The organism is Allohahella sp. A8, from assembly GCF_047946665.1.
Lineage (GTDB): Bacteria > Pseudomonadota > Gammaproteobacteria > Pseudomonadales > Oleiphilaceae > Allohahella.
This window is the reverse complement of sequence record NZ_CP172312.1, coordinates 1,691,626-1,708,432: the sequence shown is the minus strand read 5'-3', so window position 1 is coordinate 1,708,432 and position 16,807 is coordinate 1,691,626. Positions and strand designations below refer to the sequence as shown.

19 protein-coding genes are annotated in these 16,807 nt (G+C 52.9%); 3 read left to right on the top strand and 16 right to left on the bottom strand.

Features of this window, described 5'->3' with window-relative positions; genetic code table 11:
- Positions 1 to 3 precede the first annotated feature (3 nt).
- The 14 genes from ACH3PB_RS07765 to ACH3PB_RS07700 form a co-directional block, all read right to left on the bottom strand.
- Positions 4 to 1,347 (bottom strand): coproporphyrinogen-III oxidase family protein, encoded by a 1,344-nt coding sequence (locus ACH3PB_RS07765; RefSeq protein WP_416398891.1) that lies wholly within the window; start codon positions 1,345 to 1,347, stop codon positions 4 to 6.
- A gap of 1 nt (position 1,348) precedes the next feature.
- Positions 1,349 to 2,206, bottom strand: coding sequence for an amidohydrolase family protein (locus tag ACH3PB_RS07760; protein ID WP_416398890.1), 858 nt, complete (start codon positions 2,204 to 2,206; stop codon positions 1,349 to 1,351).
- A 35-nt stretch (positions 2,207 to 2,241) separates the two neighbouring features.
- Positions 2,242 to 3,816: an NAD(P)-binding domain-containing protein gene (locus ACH3PB_RS07755; RefSeq protein WP_416398889.1), complete on the bottom strand. Its 1,575-nt coding sequence runs from the start codon at positions 3,814 to 3,816 to the stop codon at positions 2,242 to 2,244.
- A gap of 48 nt (positions 3,817 to 3,864) precedes the next feature.
- Positions 3,865 to 4,914 (bottom strand): methyltransferase, encoded by a 1,050-nt coding sequence (locus tag ACH3PB_RS07750; protein ID WP_416398888.1) that lies wholly within the window; start codon positions 4,912 to 4,914, stop codon positions 3,865 to 3,867.
- Between the two features lie 311 nt (positions 4,915 to 5,225).
- The gene (locus ACH3PB_RS07745; RefSeq protein WP_416398887.1) at positions 5,226 to 6,671 is read right to left on the bottom strand and encodes a vanadium-dependent haloperoxidase; all 1,446 of its coding nucleotides are present in this window, start codon (positions 6,669 to 6,671) and stop codon (positions 5,226 to 5,228) included.
- A gap of 174 nt (positions 6,672 to 6,845) precedes the next feature.
- Complete coding sequence (locus ACH3PB_RS07740) at positions 6,846 to 7,136, bottom strand: antibiotic biosynthesis monooxygenase family protein (protein ID WP_416398886.1); 291 nt, start codon at positions 7,134 to 7,136, stop codon at positions 6,846 to 6,848.
- Positions 7,137 to 7,168: 32 nt separating this feature from the next.
- Positions 7,169 to 8,029, bottom strand: a complete 861-nt coding sequence (locus tag ACH3PB_RS07735) for an SMP-30/gluconolactonase/LRE family protein (protein ID WP_416398885.1) — start codon at positions 8,027 to 8,029, stop codon at positions 7,169 to 7,171.
- 28 nt (positions 8,030 to 8,057) lie between these two features.
- Entirely contained in the window at positions 8,058 to 8,672 is a 615-nt protein-coding gene (locus ACH3PB_RS07730) for a hypothetical protein (protein WP_416398884.1), read from the bottom strand.
- A gap of 347 nt (positions 8,673 to 9,019) precedes the next feature.
- Positions 9,020 to 10,024: an IS30 family transposase gene (locus ACH3PB_RS07725; RefSeq protein ID WP_416398883.1), complete on the bottom strand. Its 1,005-nt coding sequence runs from the start codon at positions 10,022 to 10,024 to the stop codon at positions 9,020 to 9,022.
- A gap of 262 nt (positions 10,025 to 10,286) precedes the next feature.
- The gene (locus ACH3PB_RS07720; protein ID WP_416398882.1) at positions 10,287 to 11,207 is read right to left on the bottom strand and encodes an AEC family transporter; all 921 of its coding nucleotides are present in this window, start codon (positions 11,205 to 11,207) and stop codon (positions 10,287 to 10,289) included.
- Complete coding sequence (locus tag ACH3PB_RS07715) at positions 11,204 to 12,214, bottom strand: TauD/TfdA family dioxygenase (RefSeq protein WP_416398881.1); 1,011 nt, start codon at positions 12,212 to 12,214, stop codon at positions 11,204 to 11,206. Before ACH3PB_RS07715 ends, ACH3PB_RS07720 begins: the two co-directional genes overlap by 4 nt.
- A 130-nt stretch (positions 12,215 to 12,344) precedes the next feature.
- A complete protein-coding gene (locus ACH3PB_RS07710; protein WP_416399429.1) occupies positions 12,345 to 12,671 on the bottom strand; it encodes an ISAs1 family transposase in 327 nt (108 codons plus the stop codon).
- On the bottom strand, positions 12,643 to 12,801 hold the full coding sequence (locus tag ACH3PB_RS07705) for a hypothetical protein (RefSeq protein WP_416399514.1): 159 nt from the start codon (positions 12,799 to 12,801) through the stop codon (positions 12,643 to 12,645). The genes ACH3PB_RS07710 and ACH3PB_RS07705 overlap by 29 nt, the downstream gene beginning before the upstream one ends.
- A gap of 28 nt (positions 12,802 to 12,829) precedes the next feature.
- Positions 12,830 to 13,444 (bottom strand): hypothetical protein, encoded by a 615-nt coding sequence (locus ACH3PB_RS07700; RefSeq protein WP_416398880.1) that lies wholly within the window; start codon positions 13,442 to 13,444, stop codon positions 12,830 to 12,832.
- 257 nt (positions 13,445 to 13,701) lie between these two features.
- Between ACH3PB_RS07700 and ACH3PB_RS07695 the strand changes: the two genes are divergently transcribed.
- Entirely contained in the window at positions 13,702 to 14,151 is a 450-nt protein-coding gene (locus tag ACH3PB_RS07695) for a MarR family winged helix-turn-helix transcriptional regulator (RefSeq protein ID WP_416398879.1), read from the top strand.
- Positions 14,152 to 14,252: 101 nt separating this feature from the next.
- Here the strand turns inward: ACH3PB_RS07695 and ACH3PB_RS07690 are convergent, their stop codons facing one another.
- Positions 14,253 to 15,353: a DUF2891 domain-containing protein gene (locus ACH3PB_RS07690; protein WP_416398878.1), complete on the bottom strand. Its 1,101-nt coding sequence runs from the start codon at positions 15,351 to 15,353 to the stop codon at positions 14,253 to 14,255.
- A 272-nt stretch (positions 15,354 to 15,625) separates the two neighbouring features.
- On the opposite strand from ACH3PB_RS07690, the gene ACH3PB_RS07685 reads away from it, so the two are divergent.
- On the top strand, positions 15,626 to 15,976 hold the full coding sequence (locus tag ACH3PB_RS07685) for an antitoxin (RefSeq protein ID WP_416398877.1): 351 nt from the start codon (positions 15,626 to 15,628) through the stop codon (positions 15,974 to 15,976).
- Here ACH3PB_RS07685 and ACH3PB_RS07680 read toward each other — a convergent pair.
- The gene (locus tag ACH3PB_RS07680; RefSeq protein WP_416398876.1) at positions 15,942 to 16,355 is read right to left on the bottom strand and encodes a glutaredoxin family protein; all 414 of its coding nucleotides are present in this window, start codon (positions 16,353 to 16,355) and stop codon (positions 15,942 to 15,944) included. The two genes, ACH3PB_RS07685 and ACH3PB_RS07680, sit on opposite strands and share 35 nt — an antisense overlap.
- Before the next feature lie 240 nt (positions 16,356 to 16,595).
- Here ACH3PB_RS07680 and ACH3PB_RS07675 point away from each other — a divergent pair, with 240 nt between their 5' ends.
- A complete protein-coding gene (locus ACH3PB_RS07675; protein ID WP_416398875.1) occupies positions 16,596 to 16,730 on the top strand; it encodes a hypothetical protein in 135 nt (44 codons plus the stop codon).
- The last annotated feature ends 77 nt before the right edge of the window (positions 16,731 to 16,807 follow it).

Genomic DNA, 16,807 nt, shown 5'->3' with positions numbered 1-16,807 from the left:
TCGTCAAAAGGTGCCAGTCCGTGTGCCAGCCTTCTCCGATAGGGCGATGACGGCACGGTCTCCTATTTCGCGCTGCACGGCCTCGAACAGATCCGTCGTCATATTATTCGTCCAGAGCTTGCCTCGCTCGGAAATGCGATATTCCGTCGCCGTCTCGTACACATAGCCGTGCTCGGTCCACTGAGCCAGCAGGCTCTTCGGGATCGTCTGTAAGGCTGCGTCATGCTGCTTCTTTATAGACAGAAACTTCGGGAACATCACCGCACCGCGGTTCTCGGGCCTGGACAGCCGACGTGAAATCTTTTCGACGGTGTTTTCGCCCTTCTCAATGCCGTCCATGTACCGATTGACGTTGCCGTACTTCATGTAGGCCACACCGTCGATATAACCTCGGGCGGACGAGCCTACCGCCAGTGTTTCAGCGCGATGCTCGCCATATCCACCAGCCCAGAGCAGCCTGAAGTACTCACACACTGCAGGCTTCCTGCTATAAACCTGATCCGCCACATTGACGTAGCCTGCGGCAGAGAGACCGGCTCTCAGCTGTTCGAACAGTGCCAGCATGACAGGTTCGGAGGGTTTTGCAGGGATCTTGCCGGTTGCCATCTCACGCTTGAACTTGGGCGGGAATGCAAAGTAGTGCAGATTGTAGTAGTCGATGCTGTCGTAGCCATCAGCGAGCAGATGTTCGATGTCACGGTCGAGATCCGCAAGTGTCTGCCCAGGCAGGTTGTACATCATGTCTACATTGATCTCGTCGAATCCAATGTCTCTGGCTCTTCGGGTCACGTTCTCAACGTCGTCGAGTGTGGCGGATATATTGAAGGCTTCCCGCAGATTCTGGTTGTAGGTCTGGAGTCCGAAACTGAGGCGGCTCACCCGCATTTCCCTTAGCAGTTCCAGCCGGGCAGGGTCGCCCAGTGATTTCGGCTCTCCCTCAAATGAGATTTCGACATCTGGTGCGAGTGTGAAGCTGGCATAGATGGTTTCGAAGATCCTGCGGAGTTGTTCGGCTGAGAGAACGGAAGGTGAGCCGCCACCAAAATACACGGCTTGAATCGTGCTCGATGCGCCTCGGGTAGACTCTGCGGTCTGCTTCAGGTCTGTGCACAGCGCATTGGTATAGCGCTCATACACTGAAAAGTCCTTGTCCACCCTCACGTGAAAAGGGCAGAAGCGACAAAGATCCTGGCAGTACGGAATGTGAACGTAGAGCAAGGTCTCCACGTTGCCGGGGGTGGGCGTATCCAGTGCCTGGAGGAAGTTCTGCGACTCCGCACAGACGTCGAAACCCAGGTCCAGCAACGGATAGAAATAATAGGTGACCGGAAAGTAGTTGTTGTACATGTTATGCCCTCTTCGCTACTTGCTCGGCCACTTCATTCAGCTCGATACTCAAAAGCCTGCTCGCGTTGCCGAAGAAAATCGCCTCGCGCGCAGCTTCCGTGAGTTCTGAAGCCTGATACTTCTCCAGAAGTTTCGAGTAACCACCAGAAACAGGAAGGTCAGAGCCGAACAGCACTTTGTTCTGAATCGTTGGGCTGTACTTGATCCAGTCGACGACATCAGCTGGGGGAACCAACGCTGTGTCGAGAAAGACATTCTCATACTGAGTCGCCATTTCAAGCGCTTCGGTGTACCAGTTGGGCTTACCACCATGGGCAAAGACCACCCGCAGATCAGGATACTTTTCCACCAGAGACCTGAGCTCACTGGGACGAATAAAGCGCTGTGAAGCATCGCGCTGGCCGGTCAGGCCGGTATGAAACATGATAGGCTGACCAGCACGCTCACAGAGGCCGTAGACCTCCCACATCGAATCGATGAACGGATCGAAGTCGTGGTCCGCCGGGTAGAATTTATAACCCTTGATTCCTAGTTCTCTTCCTTTTTTCCATTCATCCACTGGCGACTCGTGATGGTTTGGATTGATGTTCCCGAACGGTATGAAGAATGGGTCTGCCTTGCAGAACTCGGCAATGAGTTTGCTATCGATTGAATAATTGGTGCCCGGACCACACTCGGCCAATACCACGGCCCTCTTCACACCCAGCTTTTGCAGGTAGGCCTTCAGGAACACCGGGTTTGAGAAAACCTCCTTGACATCAACATCAGTCTCGAAGGGAAAGTTGGTCAGCAAGCCCTGAATATCGTCCCGCAGAAGTGGGAAGCTACCGGCGTGCACATGAAAATCGATAATGTCCATAGAATGAGCCCTGATCGAATGCTGAGGTTGTTGTCTTACATCGCTGTTGCAAGCGCGCCGAAGGGAAGTTCCAGCGCCTGCTGGAAATAGTGCTTCAGTGGCTCGATATGTTCAGGTTCACGCCATTCAGCCGCGAGGTCCTCGATCACATGATGTTCACCAATAAGTTCAGCCCCCTGGAAGTGGCGAATGATCGGGTGCAGGAATTTTGAGTGTTCGGCGCTCATGACGTTATCGCGAGCGATGCGGTGAACGCTGAACGGGCTGTCGGACTTCTCCTGACCGAACTCGAGCGTGAGCAGAAAGTACTCCGAGTCACTGCTTTGCCAGCGCTCGTGGACGTAGTCCACCGGTAATTCCTCGATAAGCTGCACCATACCGTTCGACCGGTTGAGAATGAGCACGTCCGCCAGGAATCCTGGCTGCTGCCATAATGCAGAAGTTCTGTTGATCCGGTCGATAACGAGCTCGGTCAGGCCTTCGAGCGTCAACATGAGACTCTCATCAGGAAGCGGGATGCCCGCATACCGCTCCGCCAGCAACCAGCTCAAGGTACGAACGTTGTATCTGAAGCCGTGAATGAAACCCGACATGTACTTCTTGTAGTCGCGGTACTGCATTATAGTGCCGGCGAAATACAGATCTGGAATATTGGTCGATTCCCAGTTGCTCTGCTGGGCGGGCAGCTTGTTGCGTTCACACATTTCCGGTTTGCAGCTTTTGTCAAAAATGCTGTCGTCGAACCGGAAGCCGGTGCAGGCGATCACATGATCGTACTCAATGACCTCAGCTTCACCTTCGGCATGCTGGTAACCAAATGAAACGCGGTAGATAGCATCAATATTCTGAATGGACTCTATGTGGGCGTCGAGCACCGCGTTTTGCGACTTGAGCTGATAGGTATCCAGGAAGTTGTTGTTCACCGCTCTCAGGTGGCCAACATAGTGCGTTGACCAGGCCATCTTGAGCGAATTTGGACTGGAAACATGTATCAGCGATGCGTGCTCAACCAGCGCATCGGCGGTTTCGAAAGCGGAGTTGCCTTTGCCGATGATCAACACTCGCTTGTTGTTGTACTGCTCGCCATCTGTATCGAAATCAAAGTAGCAGTCGGCAGTTTCAATGCCTCTGATATCGGGAAGCCAGCGCTGGCTGACACCAGTAGCCATGATCAGAATATCGCAGGTATGCCTTTCCCCAGACTCCAGCTCGATTTCGAACATCTCAGTGCGCTTGATCTGGCTGACACGGGCGCCCTTGCGAATTTCGAGATTGAATTTGTGAGCGTAATCCGCCAGATATTGCGGCATGCTCTCGGCGTCAGGAAAGTAACTGCGGGTGTAGCTTTTGAAGAGGTGAGGTTCGTGTGGTTCTGACAGGAGTGAGTTCCAGTCCCATCGCAGGTTGATCTCATCATCTTCATAACCGGTGAATACCTTGTTGATGGAGATGAGCTTGCGATGCCGGGGGAAGGCCTCAAAGAAGGAACCCGGCTCGTCACTTTCCAGAATCAGGTAATCCTGTTCGTGGTGTTTCAGGTGGTAGCCCAGCTGCAGACCAGCTGGACCCGCGCCGATGATGATGTACTTGTGGTGTTTCGAGTGATTCATACATGAGCCTCCTGGCTATAGGTGGGGGCGCAATCGGATGACGACTGCTTAAAAGGCGACGCCTACCACTGCGTGCTTGTCGCCGGATGTTCTTATAACTGTTATGTCCCTGAAACCAGCTTCCTCCAGCAGGGCGCGATAGCGGCTGGCGGGGCGGTGCTGGCCTCCAGTTTCCAGCATCATTGCCAGATCCTGCATCACGCCGACAAAAGGGCCCGATCTGTCCTCGTCGAGTAATCTCTCGAGGACCAAAACGCGGCCACCTTCGCATAACGAGGATTTAACGCGGCGCAGCAGTCTGGTCGATTCCTCATCGTTCCAGTCGGACAGTATGTAGCCGAGAGAGTAGGTGTCGGCAAAGGGGAGGGCGTCCTGCCAGAAATCACCAGCTCGGAAGCTGACTCGTTCCTGAAGTTCTTCTTTCCGGATATTCTGCTCGCAGTGCGGCGCAACGGCTGGCAGATCCACTACGGTAACTGTGAGCCGTGGATTGGCTTTGGCTGCGGCAATGGCGAATGAACCTACACCGCCGCCAAGGTCGACGAGGGTTCTGGAGTCACCCACAAGTCCTTGGCTCACGAGCTCCTGCGAAGGGCCATAGCTGAGCCTCCACATCGCGGCGTGGAAGTCCCGTGCATGTTCTTCCGAGCTGAATATGTGGGTGAAGGCGTGTTCGTCTCCTCTATCGCCAGCAGTCAGCGCGGACCATTGGGCTTTGCCCCCGCGCAGAGCCTCATCTAGGTGACTAAAAACGGGAATCGTGTTATTGCGAAAATGATTGAAAAAGGCGCCGCAGTAGTCATTGCTTGAGGGGTCAAGGAGTGGCGAAACCGTATCGTCGAGGCTGAACAGCTGGCGATCGATCTTGACCAGGCCCCAGCATGCAGCAGCCTGCAAGGCACGCTCGAGCGCCTCCCGGTTCAGTCCCAGCCCAGTAGCCAATGTTGCTGCGGTTACGCTCTTATGCCTGCTTATTTGCTCAAACACCTTCAGGCGGTCGAGCGCCAGCAAAAGCTCGCTTGCCATAAAGCCGTACAAGGCGCCGAGGACAGGGTTCTGGACGGGTAGACCGCGTCCGGATTGAGGAAGCTTACTCATATAATCTCCTTGGCAGACCCGCGCGGATTGTTTGCAAATGCGCCGATTCCGCAGCTAATGAAATAACGGCGTACATGGTGGCATGGCATCGACCGGGCCCTTCCATGGAACGAGAAATCCTTTTGATGGCTCAGTGGCGCAACACTAATATGTACACAGTTAACGTGTCAACTGTTGGTGCGTGAACTTGTGATGTCACTTCGACACTGAGCTGAATCAGCAGGGCTTCCGCTACTCAGACTCGGCAGCAGCGGACAGCTTTGATGAGGGTAAGGCAGCGGCCAGGAAGGACCTGTGCCGCTGTGACTTGATTACTTCTTCTTTTTGGGCTGGAAGAGCGCCTGAGATTTCTTCCAGACCTGCTGGCCGATCTGCCCACCTACGCGGCGGGCATACATATCGCCATCTCGAAAATGGATCCCACCGTAGAGCCTGGATAGCCCAGCCTCGTTGGCTGCAGCTGTGAAGGTTCCCCATGAGAGTTGAACCGGTTTTGCGGGCACGGTTCCGGGCTCCACGAAGGAACTACCCGCTGCCACGGTGCTGGTGTAGCCGAAAGCATCGCTGTTGGTGAAGTTGCGCAGGACCTGTGCAGCAGCACTGCTGAAGGTGCTATGCCCGGAGACGAATTCGGCAAAAGGCGGCGTAACGAAGTTCTCAGCCTGGTAGGGGCGCCACTGCTCGCCGAGGATTGGTTGTGTGCCCAAATCGCGACCTGCCCAGGCGTGTATGACCTGACCCTGAAACAGGTAGTGAATGGCGCTGATAGGGCGGATATAGTCGTATTTGACCTTCACCGACCAGGCCCAGATGCTTGCGTCCAGCAGTGCGTTATTCAGCGAGAAAAACAACTTCGCATCGTCATCCAGACCATGTTGGTCACGCTCGGAAACAAACTGTGCAAACAGGTTCCAGTGCCCTGGTGGTGTTTCAGACCGTGGACCATCTGCCCAGTACTCGGCGACGACTTTCTGCTTGTCTGTAAGATTCGCGCTGTAGTGAATGACCTCTTCAGCCTGTTCGATATATTTCTTGCTGCCATAGGGCGCTGGTGGCTTTAGCTTGAATTGGTTGACGTCCCTGATGGCAAAGGGCTTCACCCGTCCCCAGTGCGGCGCCAGGAAGTTCTGTGCCTTGAGGCCGCCCCGGCCATCGGGTACTGCCAAAGGCTGCCATCGATTCGGATTGTCGACCCGGTCAGAGGTGTTCACAGGCTTATAGTTCGTGTAATCGCTATAGGCACCTGGACTCAAGTCCCCGAGCTGATTGGCGCCATCTCTGTGGCGATCCTCCAGTACGGCCGCACAAGCCACTCTACCAACGGCAGCCGGCGAGGAGAGACTCGAGTCATTGTTCGCGGGGTCATACCCCAGGGTGGCCATGAAGCTTGTAAACCTGCTCTTCTGGCCAGGGAAGAGATCAACAGCTGCACGGAAGGCTGCAAAGCTTATGGCTTCGCGCTTGTTGTCGTCGGTGCGCTCATCGACGGGACGACGGAGTTCTCCCTCGAATTGAGTGCCATTGGCAATCGGGTCATAAGCCGCCCAGGCGTCGTACATGCAGGTATGAGAGATCGCCAGCATCCTCGCTACCATCGGCGGACCGGGGTTGGTATCACGCACTGCCTGCAGTAGTACCTTGTTCCATTCCGTGACCACGTTGTCCGCAGCATGGGCTGTGGCAACATCAACCGACATGAGCGCAGTAACTGCCGCTACAGCAGATAGTCTGTGTTTGTTATGGATAACGGCTTTCATGTGTTCTCCCTTTGAGTGGTGTGCTTTTTGGTATATAGCGCTCACTCACAGGGCGTGAGACGCCAGCTATGGTACTGCTGAATATCGGTAACGAAGAACCGCAGTCGGAAGACTGGGTCGGAGTGGTGGGCATCTTCAAACCAGGAGGCCTTGCAGCCTCCTGACGTAGGCTGCTTACAGTTTCGAGTAGTGCGTCATCTGCATCTGCGTTTCGTCGATGAGGCTGAAGAACGCCCCACAGGCAGGCTCCTGCATCACCTTGTCTGCAGCAGCCTGAGCTGCCGACAGATCACGCCAGCGTACGACGTCGATATAGCGTCCACCGTCCGCTCTACCGAAGTCACGCGAGATATAGCCATCCAGAGATTCCAGGACAGGCGTGATCGATTGTGCTGCGGTTTCGACGTCCTGCGCGCTCACGCCTGCTCTGGGCTGGAAAACAACAACTTCAATGGCTTCGTTCATTCAATACTCCTTTATTGTTACAAAAATGATGTTTACCAGTTTGTTTCTGCCAGTAGTTTGTAGAGATTTGCCTTGAAGAGGCGACCTCCGATCAGGTCAGTTACATACAGGCTTCCACCATGAATCAGGAGCCCGGCAGGGTTTCCTAGCGTGCTGCTATCGAGAACGGTGACACGGCCATTCTCGCCGACGTGCAGCAGTCGTCCGGTCGCCCCGTCAAAGCCTCCGAAGTCGGAAACAATGAAGCCACCGGAGTCGAGTCGAACTATGTCCAGGGGCTTGCCGAGGCCTGAAGCCACGACCTGCCTGACCTTGCCCTTTTTCTGAAGAGAAACCAGTTGGCCCTTGTCGAATTCGGCCACAAAGATTTCATCCTTATCGATAGTGAATCCACCAGGTCCCGAGAGTTTCGCATACACCTTGGTTGCGCCACCCGGCGTGACCCTCAGGAGTCGCCCGTCGCCTTTGCCAAAATTGTAATCGGTAACGTAGTAGAAATTGCCGAGTCGTTTGACTGTTACAGGATCGCCCAGCCCCTCAGCCAGCACCTCGAGCTGCTCGAAGTTTTGATTGAACCTGATCAGCGATCCAGTGCCATTTTCGACGGCTACGATAGTTCGATCCTTGTCCAGAAGAAGGCCGGATGGCGAGGCTTCAGCGAGGGTCTTGACCGGATGGTGAGTGCCGGTTTCTTCGCCAACTTCCACAATATCGGGAACAGTACTGACGTAGAGTTTTTCGTCGATCAGGAGAACGCCGTAAGGCATGGGCAGATCAGACGCAACCTGCTGCCACAACGCCGGCTGCTCGGCACGGGCCTGAGACATTGCGACCAAGGCCAGCGCGGCTAAAACTACACCGACCCGCTGCTTTAACTTTACTGCAATAGACATGGCAAAATTCCTTTTTTGGTGGGATTAACTATTTTCCAGCGCTCGCCGCAGGATTCTGGATTTCGCCAAGCGACACTCTCAGGTCGGGCGTATAGGTCTGCATGGCCAACTTGCCGAGCGGCTGCTCAGGTGCAAACTCCGGATCGCTCATCAGTGCCAGGTAATGCTCCAGAGTGGGGAAGGACACCACCTCGAAAGTATCGAAAGGCCATTGGGTGCTGGGGGCTGCCGCGATCGACAGCAGTACTTCACCACGATAGCGATTGATCAGTGGTCGTTCGAGCGTCTTGAATGCCTTCTGATCGGCCAATACTTTGCCGGCCTGCAGGCTCGCGCCTACCAGTATCAGGACTCCTTGACTGGTTCCATCTAGTAATCGTGGAGACAGGGTGTTATCGATGAGGCTCGCCTGAACTAGTGACTCAGCCGATGGTTCTCCGCTCGCAAAATTCAGCTTCAGATTCTGCGGAATTCCCTCGCCAAAAAGGGCCTTTGTGGATACGAATGTGAGTTCCTGCTGTTTGCCGGAGACCGACTTAGTGTCCACGTCTATGATGAGCGGCTTCACTGGCTCAGCCATGACCTGTGAAACATCAAAGGTGCTCAGGCTTGCCAGAAGAAGGGGTATATGTAGAAGTTTCATAAGGTCTCCGGTCTATCGCCGATTGTGTTCAGGGGCACGGGAGTCAAGTGAAAGCCGGAGACTCCTTTGTGCTTGAGCTGCCGTATATCACACCGCTAAAGTGCGTCGCGATGGATTTAACGTGATAACAATTTACGTGTCAAGTATTGACGCGTTTCGTATTTTTCGAAGTTCTGCTAGACTTACCATTGATGGAAACCAGGTGTTTATGGAGCAACAGACAGCAGGGCAGCTAAACTTAATCCAAGAGGTGGAATATGGCCCCCTACGGCGCATGATGTTGTAGAACCAGAAGCTGGTCTGCTTCAATTTTTACCACGGTTGGCGCGGAATCTCAGAGGCTGCATTCAACCGACAACTGCAACACTTGCCCAGTTGATCCAGTAAGGCTTCTCTCCGAAGAGCGCCTCCGCTGGTGTTTGGTAGTCTAAGCTTTTTCTCGGTCGGTGGTTTAGTGTGTTTTGTACTTTTCGGACCTCGGCTTCTTCGATTGTTTGGAAGTCCGTTCCCTTCGGAAAGAAGCGCCTGACCTGGCCGTTGATGTTCTCGTTGGAGCCTCGCTGCCAAGCAGAATATGGATCAGCGAAGAAGAAGCTGATCCGAAGTTTTGCCGAGATGTCCTCGTGCTGAGCGAACTCGCTGCCGTTGTCAGCGGTGATGGTGTGAACGATTTCGTTGCGGAGCTGCAGCGCCTCGATCGTAGCTCTTTTGACGGCACCGCTGGTCATTCCAGAAAGCTTTCTGAGATACAGAAATTGGGTTGAGCGTTCGGTGATTGTGAGCAATGCGCTCTGGTGGCGCGGCCCGATGATGGTGTCGATTTCCCAATCGCCCTGGCGGGCTTTGGCGGCTACAACTTCCGGCCGCTCTTTTATAGAAACTCGATTGCGAATAGGGCCTTGCCGATGATCCGGCCGTCGGCGCTTGGGAAAGATATAGTGCTGTCGTTTTCTGACTCGGAGCAGATATTTAAAGAGCTGGCCGCCGTAGAAGTTGTCCCGCTGGATGAACCTGTAGATGCTTTGAAAAGACACCCTCAATCCGTGTCGTTTACGAAGGGTCCCAGCGACCTGCTCTGGGCTAAACTCCAGGATCAGATAGACCAGCACTAGCAGCTTTGTTCGGCCAGTAACCTTGCCCGACCGATGCGCATTGCGTTGCAGAAACCGGGCAGCCTCGTGGGCCTGATCGGGTGTGTACGGTGAGCCGCCAAGACGTCGTCTAAGCTCCCGGCTCACTGTGGAACAGTGTATGCCTGCGGCGGCAGCTATGTCTCTTAAGGAGAAATGTTGCTGACGCAGAGCATGAATCTGATATCGTTGGTGCAGGGTCAGCTGCGTGAAAGTTGCCATGATTGTCCACTCTTGGTCGGGTAGGTGATCAGTAGCTTAGCGCAGCTGACCCGCCTCCGAGTTCAGAGCAGGTGTTGCAATAGCGGAGTGAACGCAGATAAGAGCCTGAGGCTGTGGGCAACGTGAGACTATCAACCTAAGGGCGCGTGCGATCAAATCACAGGCACCCGGCTGTTTGTTAACGCCTCTTTTTAAGGGGCGCTTATTTAAATGGCACGGAGGAGTTGATCAAGGTGCTGCACTGACTCTAATGACGCCAGGCTCACATCAGGTGTGACAGCATAAACACCGGTATAGTCAAGAAAGAAATTACAGTTCCCCAGGTAATGATCGATGCCATAGCGACTGAGTCACCTCCCATTTGTCTCGAAAGTATGTAAGCATTACCCGCGCAAGGAACTGCGCAGTAAAGCAGCGCCACCGAGGCTGCGAGTCCAGACAGATCTAGCATACTAATGAGAGAAATTGCTAAAGCCGGTAACATGATCAATTTGGCAAAAATAGAATAGGAGATTGCTATTTTCTTGTTCCTATCAAGGACAAATAGAAGACCAGCTCCGACAGACATTAAGCTCAAGGGGGTCGCTGCGGAACCCAGGTACCGCATTAAGCCATATACAGCACCATCCTCAATATGGATACCGCTCAAATTCAAGGCTACACCGATCACTGCGCCTACAATTAAAGGGTTAGTAGCAGTATTATAAGCCACCGAGCCTAGACCTTTCTTAGAACCCTTTCCATACAGATTCAGCACGATCACGCTTATCACGTTGGTGAATATAATCATGCTGGCGATAAAAAGCCCCGACAAGGCTGCTCCCTCTGCGCCAAACAATGCCTGAGAAGAGGCTATGAATATATACGAGTTATACCTGACGCCTCCCTGAAATACTGATGTGAACAATTCGTCATCAGGACTAAGAATGAATTTATATAAGAACACAGTGACAGCAATAGCTGAAGTAGCGAGGATAGCTACCATCAACCCACTTCCAGCAGCCACTGATTCGAAATCTGCATGCCCGATCTCCAGAATTAAAAGTGATGGGAAGAATAGGTAATACACCAGCTTATCGCTGGCGGACCAAAATTCATCACTGGAGATAAAGTACCTTTTTGCCGCGAATCCTAGTGCGATCAGCGCGAAAATTGGGGCTATGGACAAGAATATATTTGTCATGCTGTGATCTCATAAATTCTGTGTTCTACTTGCTGTAGATCTCTGTGACTCCATAGGTTCGGAGACACAAAGACACGCTGGACCCAGCGTCTCGGTCGGCCGTTTTGATAGGTTGGTTTAAACTGGTCCCGTGAGTGCAGGGCTATCCTGTTATCAATATACAGTAACTCGCCAGGTCTAATAGAAATTGCCTCTGAAACCTCTTTAACGGCATTATGAAAGTTGCCCAAGGCTCTCTCTGCATCTTTGTTCTTGGATACGATCATGTCTTGGTAAAATACTGCTGAGATATCAGAATATCTACCGTTTTTGCTAAGAGAAATTGGCACCCAATCTGTTTCTGTTTTTTGGAGGCTGTACTTGCCCCCACGCCACCTGTGAGGAACCTTTATACGATACGATTCACTACTAAGAACTTCCCTATCAACCACAGATAAAAGGGAAAGCGCCTTGTTACCGTCGCTAATTCGCGTCATCGGGCCCGATTCATCATGATTTACCCCCGTAAGCATTAGCCCCATTGGAGAAAAGTTGTAAGGGAAGAAGTGTTTAGGAGCAGCGTTCTCGATGTGGAAATCTAATTCTACGCTGGAGCCGAGGCCAGTATAGTCAGTTGCTGTTTCTAGGAAGGGGATAAGGTTATTGACTATTTCTTCACCTTCAAACGCCATTGAGTACGGCTCGCCAAGAAGGCTGGCTAGCATGATTAGTATATTCTCGCTACGAAAGCCAGACTTATAGCTGGCTGTATCCTCTCCTTGCAATGGTACGCCGCTGACTTGCAGGTCTGTTGGTATGTTGTTGATGTAGATATACGGGAGTGGGCTCTTTGAAGCTTTCTGGGTTAGAAATATATCTAGTAGCTCGCCCGGAAGCGTTTTGTAAGCCAGCTTATTTAAGGCATTAACGTATGAGCAGGCGCCGTTTTTTTCGTAGATAACTGCATCGAGCGCTCTAGATAGTGAATTCTTATCGCTGTCTTCTAAAGAAAAGGTCGGATCTAACATTTAAGTTTCCATGTTTGGTTGAATTATTGGTGTTGACACTGACGCTATACTTATATGTTCCCTGGGTTTGATCTGCCTGTCCGGCAGGGCAATCGCTCTATCTGCCAAGGTCCTGAATCAGCTTGAGAAGTTAGTCGTTTGTCCATCTCGCGCTGAGCCTTTTGTTTTTAATGCCTAGCTTTATGCTCTTGTCATTTTTCAATTCATTTAAGGCGATTCGGCGTATCGTAGACAGATTTTCAGCGCTGTGTCCGCTCCGGTGCCTTGAATAATCTTCTCTGAAAGCCACGTCCAGAACCCAATGCAACTTATTCTCGATCTGCCAATGCTTTCCGGTAAAAGTGAGGGAAAATTCAGCGTTTTCTTTTCGGCTTGAGATGTGAAAGTGTCTTTCCAAACCTGTCTTACCATTTTTTTTCAGCTCAACTTCAATAACAACGAGGCTCCTTACACCCACCCATGGCTGGATCAGATGCAACCTGCTGCCACAACTCCGGCTGCTCTGCACGGGCCTGAGACATTGCGACCAAGGCCAGCGCGGCAAAAACGACGCCAATTCGCTGCTTTAACTTTACTTCGATAGACATGGCAAAATTCCTTTTTTGGTGGGATTAACTATTTTCCAGCGCTCGCCCCAGGATTTTGGATTTCGCCAAGCGACACTCTCAGGTCGGGCGTATAGGTCTGCATGGCCAACTTGCCGAGCGGCTGCTCAGGTGCAAATTCCGGATCGCTCATCAGTGCTAGGTAATGCTCCAGAGTGGGGAAGGACACCACCTCGAAAGTATCGAAGGGCCATTCGGCGCTACGGGCTGCCGCGATCGACAGCAGCACTTCACCACGATATCGATCGATCAGAGGGCGTTCGAGCATCTTGAATGCCTTCTGGTCGGCCAATCCTTTGCCAGCCTGCAGGCTCGCGCCTACCAGTACCAGAACTCCCTGACTGGTTCCATCAAGTAGTCGGGGAGACAGGGTGTTATCGATGAGGCTCGCCTGAACCAGTGACTCGGCCGATTGATCTCCGCTCGCAAAATTCAGCTTCAGATTCTGCGGAATTCCCTCGCCAAAAAGGGCCTTGGTCGATACGAATGTGAGTTCCTGCTGTTTGCCGAAGACCGATTTAGCGTCCACGTTTATGATGAGCGGCTTCACTGGCTCAGCCATGACCTGTGAAACATCAAAGGTGCTCAGGCTTGCCAGAAGAAGGGGTATATGTAGAAGTTTCATAAGGTCTCCGGTCTATCGCCGATTGTGTTCAGGGGCACGGGAGTCAAGTGAAAGCCGGAGACTCCTTTGTGCTTGAGCTGCCGTATATCACACCGCTAAAGTGCGTCGCGATGGATTTAACGTGATAACACTTTACGTGTCAAGTATTGACGCGTTTCGTATTTTTCGAAGTTCTGCTAGACTTACCATTGATGGAAACCAGGTGTTTATGGAGCAACAGGCAGCAGGGCAGCTAAACTTAATCCAAGAGGTGGAATATGCCCCCTACGGCGCATGATGTTGTAGAACCAGAAGTCTTCCTGCGAGAGCTGGTCTGCTTCAATTTTTACCGCGGTTGGCGCGGAATCTCAGAGCATTATCGAAAGTATCTTCCACATGGAATTTCTGCTCAGCAAAGCTACATCATGGAGATTTGCGAGCCGGAGAAAGGCGTTCTCGTAAGTCACATCGCTCATATCCTGGAAATCGACATTTCGGCGATATCCGGCATGCTGCGGCGTATGGAAAAGGCGAGCCTGATTCGACGCGAGATTCCACCAGAGAATCGGCGCCAGACCCTCGTCTACCTCACGGAGGAGGGGGCGGCCTTGCGAGAGAAGGTCCGGGTCACAATGATAGAGGCCGACGAAGTGCTTCGCGCGACAATTCCTCAGCCTATGATCAAGGAGCTCATCAAGCTCGTGGACAAGATCCGTGATCTGGGTTGACGCCTGCTCTGGCAAGATCCGAAGCATTGCCTGTGGGGCTCTGTCCTGAAGCCTTGCTGCCTAGGAGGGACTGTGATGTAGAGCGGTCTCAACTCATCGCATCACTCCTGCTGATTCCGCGAAGTGTTGAGCGCATGAATCGCGAAGCTGCCAAGCCAGTGCCCGCCCTCATAACTGTCGCCGATCAGATTCGGATAAGAGTACGCCACATGCCGATCAGCCAGGTCCTTGAGATGCGCATATTGCGGGTAACGGTTTGCCAGCAGGTACAGGTTCCAGGCTCGGCTGAAATTCAGTCCGTCCAGGTGTACCAGTTTACCGTCTGTCCGGTCACCGACCTCAGCCGTATCAATGGTGAAATCCGGATCAGCCAGCTGCGGAAGAAAGCCCTGCAGCCACGTGAGAAACAGTTTCTCTGGCAGAACACGCTGCATCAACCCCATCTCTTCAAGGCAGGGCGATAAAAAGTCATAGCCGCTCGGCTCCCAGGCGATTGGGCACTGGCGGTCTTCCATGTAGAAGTCCCTAGCCCGTTTGCTGATCAGGGATTGCAGAGCCGAATTTCCATTGTGCGTTGCATAGTCAAACGCGAAGCTCAGGCCGAAGGCGGTATTGCCATGCACGCCGACCCTTACCGGGTAAACGAGCCGGGGCAGGAACTCTAGATACCTCTGCGCGATAAGATCGCTGAGCGGTCTGAGATTGGCAGCGAGCTGCTCTGCTAACGGGTCTTTCCATTGCTGTAATTCGAGCTGCAGTTTGAGCAACCATGCCCAGCCATAGGTGCGCTCGAATGAAGCATTTCTTTCGTCACGGAAGAAAGCGAGCTCCTTGGCGACCTTTTGCGGCGTTAGGTTGTGCCGGAGCAACGACCTCACAGCATCGGCCTTCTCCAGCTCGGGAAGCTGCCGCGCCAGAGTCACCAGAGACCAATAGGCATGCACAGCGCTGTGCCAGTCGTAACATCCGTTAAACACAGGATGCACAACGGAAGGCGGTTTGAGATCCTCAGCATCGCGCAAGACCCAGCCAACTTTATAGGGATAGGGTTTCTCGATGCAATTCAACGGCAGAGCCACCAGCTTATTGGCCTCGGCCAGGTTCAGTTGATGACTACCGGGTACCGCCGCGCCAGCATGTAACGCTGACATCCAGAAAGTCATAAAGAGCACGCAACCAAGCGAGGTGCTGCGTAAGGACATGCTAGTCTCCGATTTTTAGATAAACCTGCAGGCACCGTATCAGAATTGACATGGATTGGCAGGAACGTCTTTGCCCATGGCTGCATTCGTTATCGTTCTCTGTTGATGGCGGCCTGAGCGTGAGTACGTACATCGAAGGCGTTTTTGTCACGCTGGCTCACACCCCGGGCTATCTGTCGAAGGTATCCTGGATACGTTAGAGCATCCTAATCAGGGGCGGTATCCGGGCCAGCTGATTCATGTGATTGAAATAGAGGGGTACGCTGAGTAGGTTGGATAAAGAAGAGCAGGAAATTCTGGACGCGTTCGATGCTGGAAAGCTCGAGCATGCGCCAGATATTGAGGGTCGAAAAGCGCAGCATCAGCAGTATGCCGAAGCTATGTTCAAGAAGGATGCCCGCATCAATATCAGGCTTTCTTCCAAGGACATTCGTGGTCTGCAGAAGAAAGCACTTGTTGAGGGTATTCCCTACCAGACACTGGTTGCCAGCATCCTGCACAAGTATGTCGAAGGCCGCTTGCATGAGGATCGGAAGCTAACCGGGCCAGGGAAATTACCAACAGGCACTCCAAGTCGGCCTCGACCGCTTAGGCCTTGGCTGCGTCTTCGACAGACGGGTTGAATCTCTCTCTCAGCCACTGATTGATTGCGCCAGACTCATATAGCCACTCCTGCTGTCCATCGCTATGCGTAACGCGCAGGCAGGGCACTTTGATTCGCCCGCCGCCACTTTCCAGTTCGGCGCGATGGCCTGTATCATTCCGGGAGTCTCGCAATTCGATGTTCAGGCCCAGTCGGGCAATTTCTTTCCGTACTTTTACGCAGAAGGGGCAGGCTGGAAACTGGTACAGAGCCAGATCTTTGCAAGCGCTATCAGCTGCAGCCTGATCTTCTGCTGACCGGGACAGTGCCTTGGGCGTGGTGAGCTTCTCCATCAGCAAGATCACAGGTGTCAGTACCAGGCGCACAAAACGAAAGAAATAACGTACAACGATGTTCATCTAATCAGCCTTGAGTCGGGAAGTGGGCATTGACGGCGGCAGATGGTAACAGTTTGTCGCCCTCTGGGTCAGCACAGCATTCGAATCAACAGGCAGTTGCAAAGATAAAGCAGTGTGCACAGGGCGTGGCCCGCGCTTTGGCACATAGCCTTAATAGTGGCGGTGGATGGCTTGTAGCTCACAAGGCTTCAGGTGCAGCAGAATTCTACACCCGCCTCGGATTCCGAAAAGACGGTCCGTATGAGTTTACTATCAAGCCGTTCAGTAAACACCATCATCTGGGCAGCCACAATCCTGCTGGCTATTCTTGTGCTGGTCATCCTGGCCGAAGTGATTACCCCGTTCTGCGCAAGAAAGTCGTGTGATGGTGGATAATATCGAGTTCGGTGGCGCCGACATTCTGTTCACCGATGTGGACGATACGCAGACCGCGGGCCAGCATGAAAAGTGGG

Bases quoted from the DNA above. Each gene is read 5' to 3' on its own strand.
- ACH3PB_RS07765 (WP_416398891.1), bottom strand. From the start codon at position 1,347: ATGTACAACAACTACTTTCCGGTCACCTATTATTTCTATCCGTTGCTG.
- ACH3PB_RS07760 (WP_416398890.1), bottom strand. From the start codon at position 2,206: ATGGACATTATCGATTTTCATGTGCACGCCGGTAGCTTCCCACTTCTG.
- ACH3PB_RS07755 (WP_416398889.1), bottom strand. From the start codon at position 3,816: ATGAATCACTCGAAACACCACAAGTACATCATCATCGGCGCGGGTCCA.
- ACH3PB_RS07750 (WP_416398888.1), bottom strand. From the start codon at position 4,914: ATGAGTAAGCTTCCTCAATCCGGACGCGGTCTACCCGTCCAGAACCCT.
- ACH3PB_RS07745 (WP_416398887.1), bottom strand. From the start codon at position 6,671: ATGAAAGCCGTTATCCATAACAAACACAGACTATCTGCTGTAGCGGCA.
- ACH3PB_RS07740 (WP_416398886.1), bottom strand. From the start codon at position 7,136: ATGAACGAAGCCATTGAAGTTGTTGTTTTCCAGCCCAGAGCAGGCGTG.
- ACH3PB_RS07735 (WP_416398885.1), bottom strand. From the start codon at position 8,029: ATGTCTATTGCAGTAAAGTTAAAGCAGCGGGTCGGTGTAGTTTTAGCC.
- ACH3PB_RS07730 (WP_416398884.1), bottom strand. From the start codon at position 8,672: ATGAAACTTCTACATATACCCCTTCTTCTGGCAAGCCTGAGCACCTTT.
- ACH3PB_RS07725 (WP_416398883.1), bottom strand. From the start codon at position 10,024: ATGGCAACTTTCACGCAGCTGACCCTGCACCAACGATATCAGATTCAT.
- ACH3PB_RS07720 (WP_416398882.1), bottom strand. From the start codon at position 11,207: ATGACAAATATATTCTTGTCCATAGCCCCAATTTTCGCGCTGATCGCA.
- ACH3PB_RS07715 (WP_416398881.1), bottom strand. From the start codon at position 12,214: ATGTTAGATCCGACCTTTTCTTTAGAAGACAGCGATAAGAATTCACTA.
- ACH3PB_RS07705 (WP_416399514.1), bottom strand. From the start codon at position 12,801: ATGTCTATCGAAGTAAAGTTAAAGCAGCGAATTGGCGTCGTTTTTGCC.
- ACH3PB_RS07700 (WP_416398880.1), bottom strand. From the start codon at position 13,444: ATGAAACTTCTACATATACCCCTTCTTCTGGCAAGCCTGAGCACCTTT.
- ACH3PB_RS07695 (WP_416398879.1), top strand. From the start codon at position 13,702: ATGCCCCCTACGGCGCATGATGTTGTAGAACCAGAAGTCTTCCTGCGA.
- ACH3PB_RS07690 (WP_416398878.1), bottom strand. From the start codon at position 15,353: ATGTCCTTACGCAGCACCTCGCTTGGTTGCGTGCTCTTTATGACTTTC.
- ACH3PB_RS07680 (WP_416398876.1), bottom strand. From the start codon at position 16,355: ATGAACATCGTTGTACGTTATTTCTTTCGTTTTGTGCGCCTGGTACTG.
- ACH3PB_RS07675 (WP_416398875.1), top strand. From the start codon at position 16,596: ATGAGTTTACTATCAAGCCGTTCAGTAAACACCATCATCTGGGCAGCC.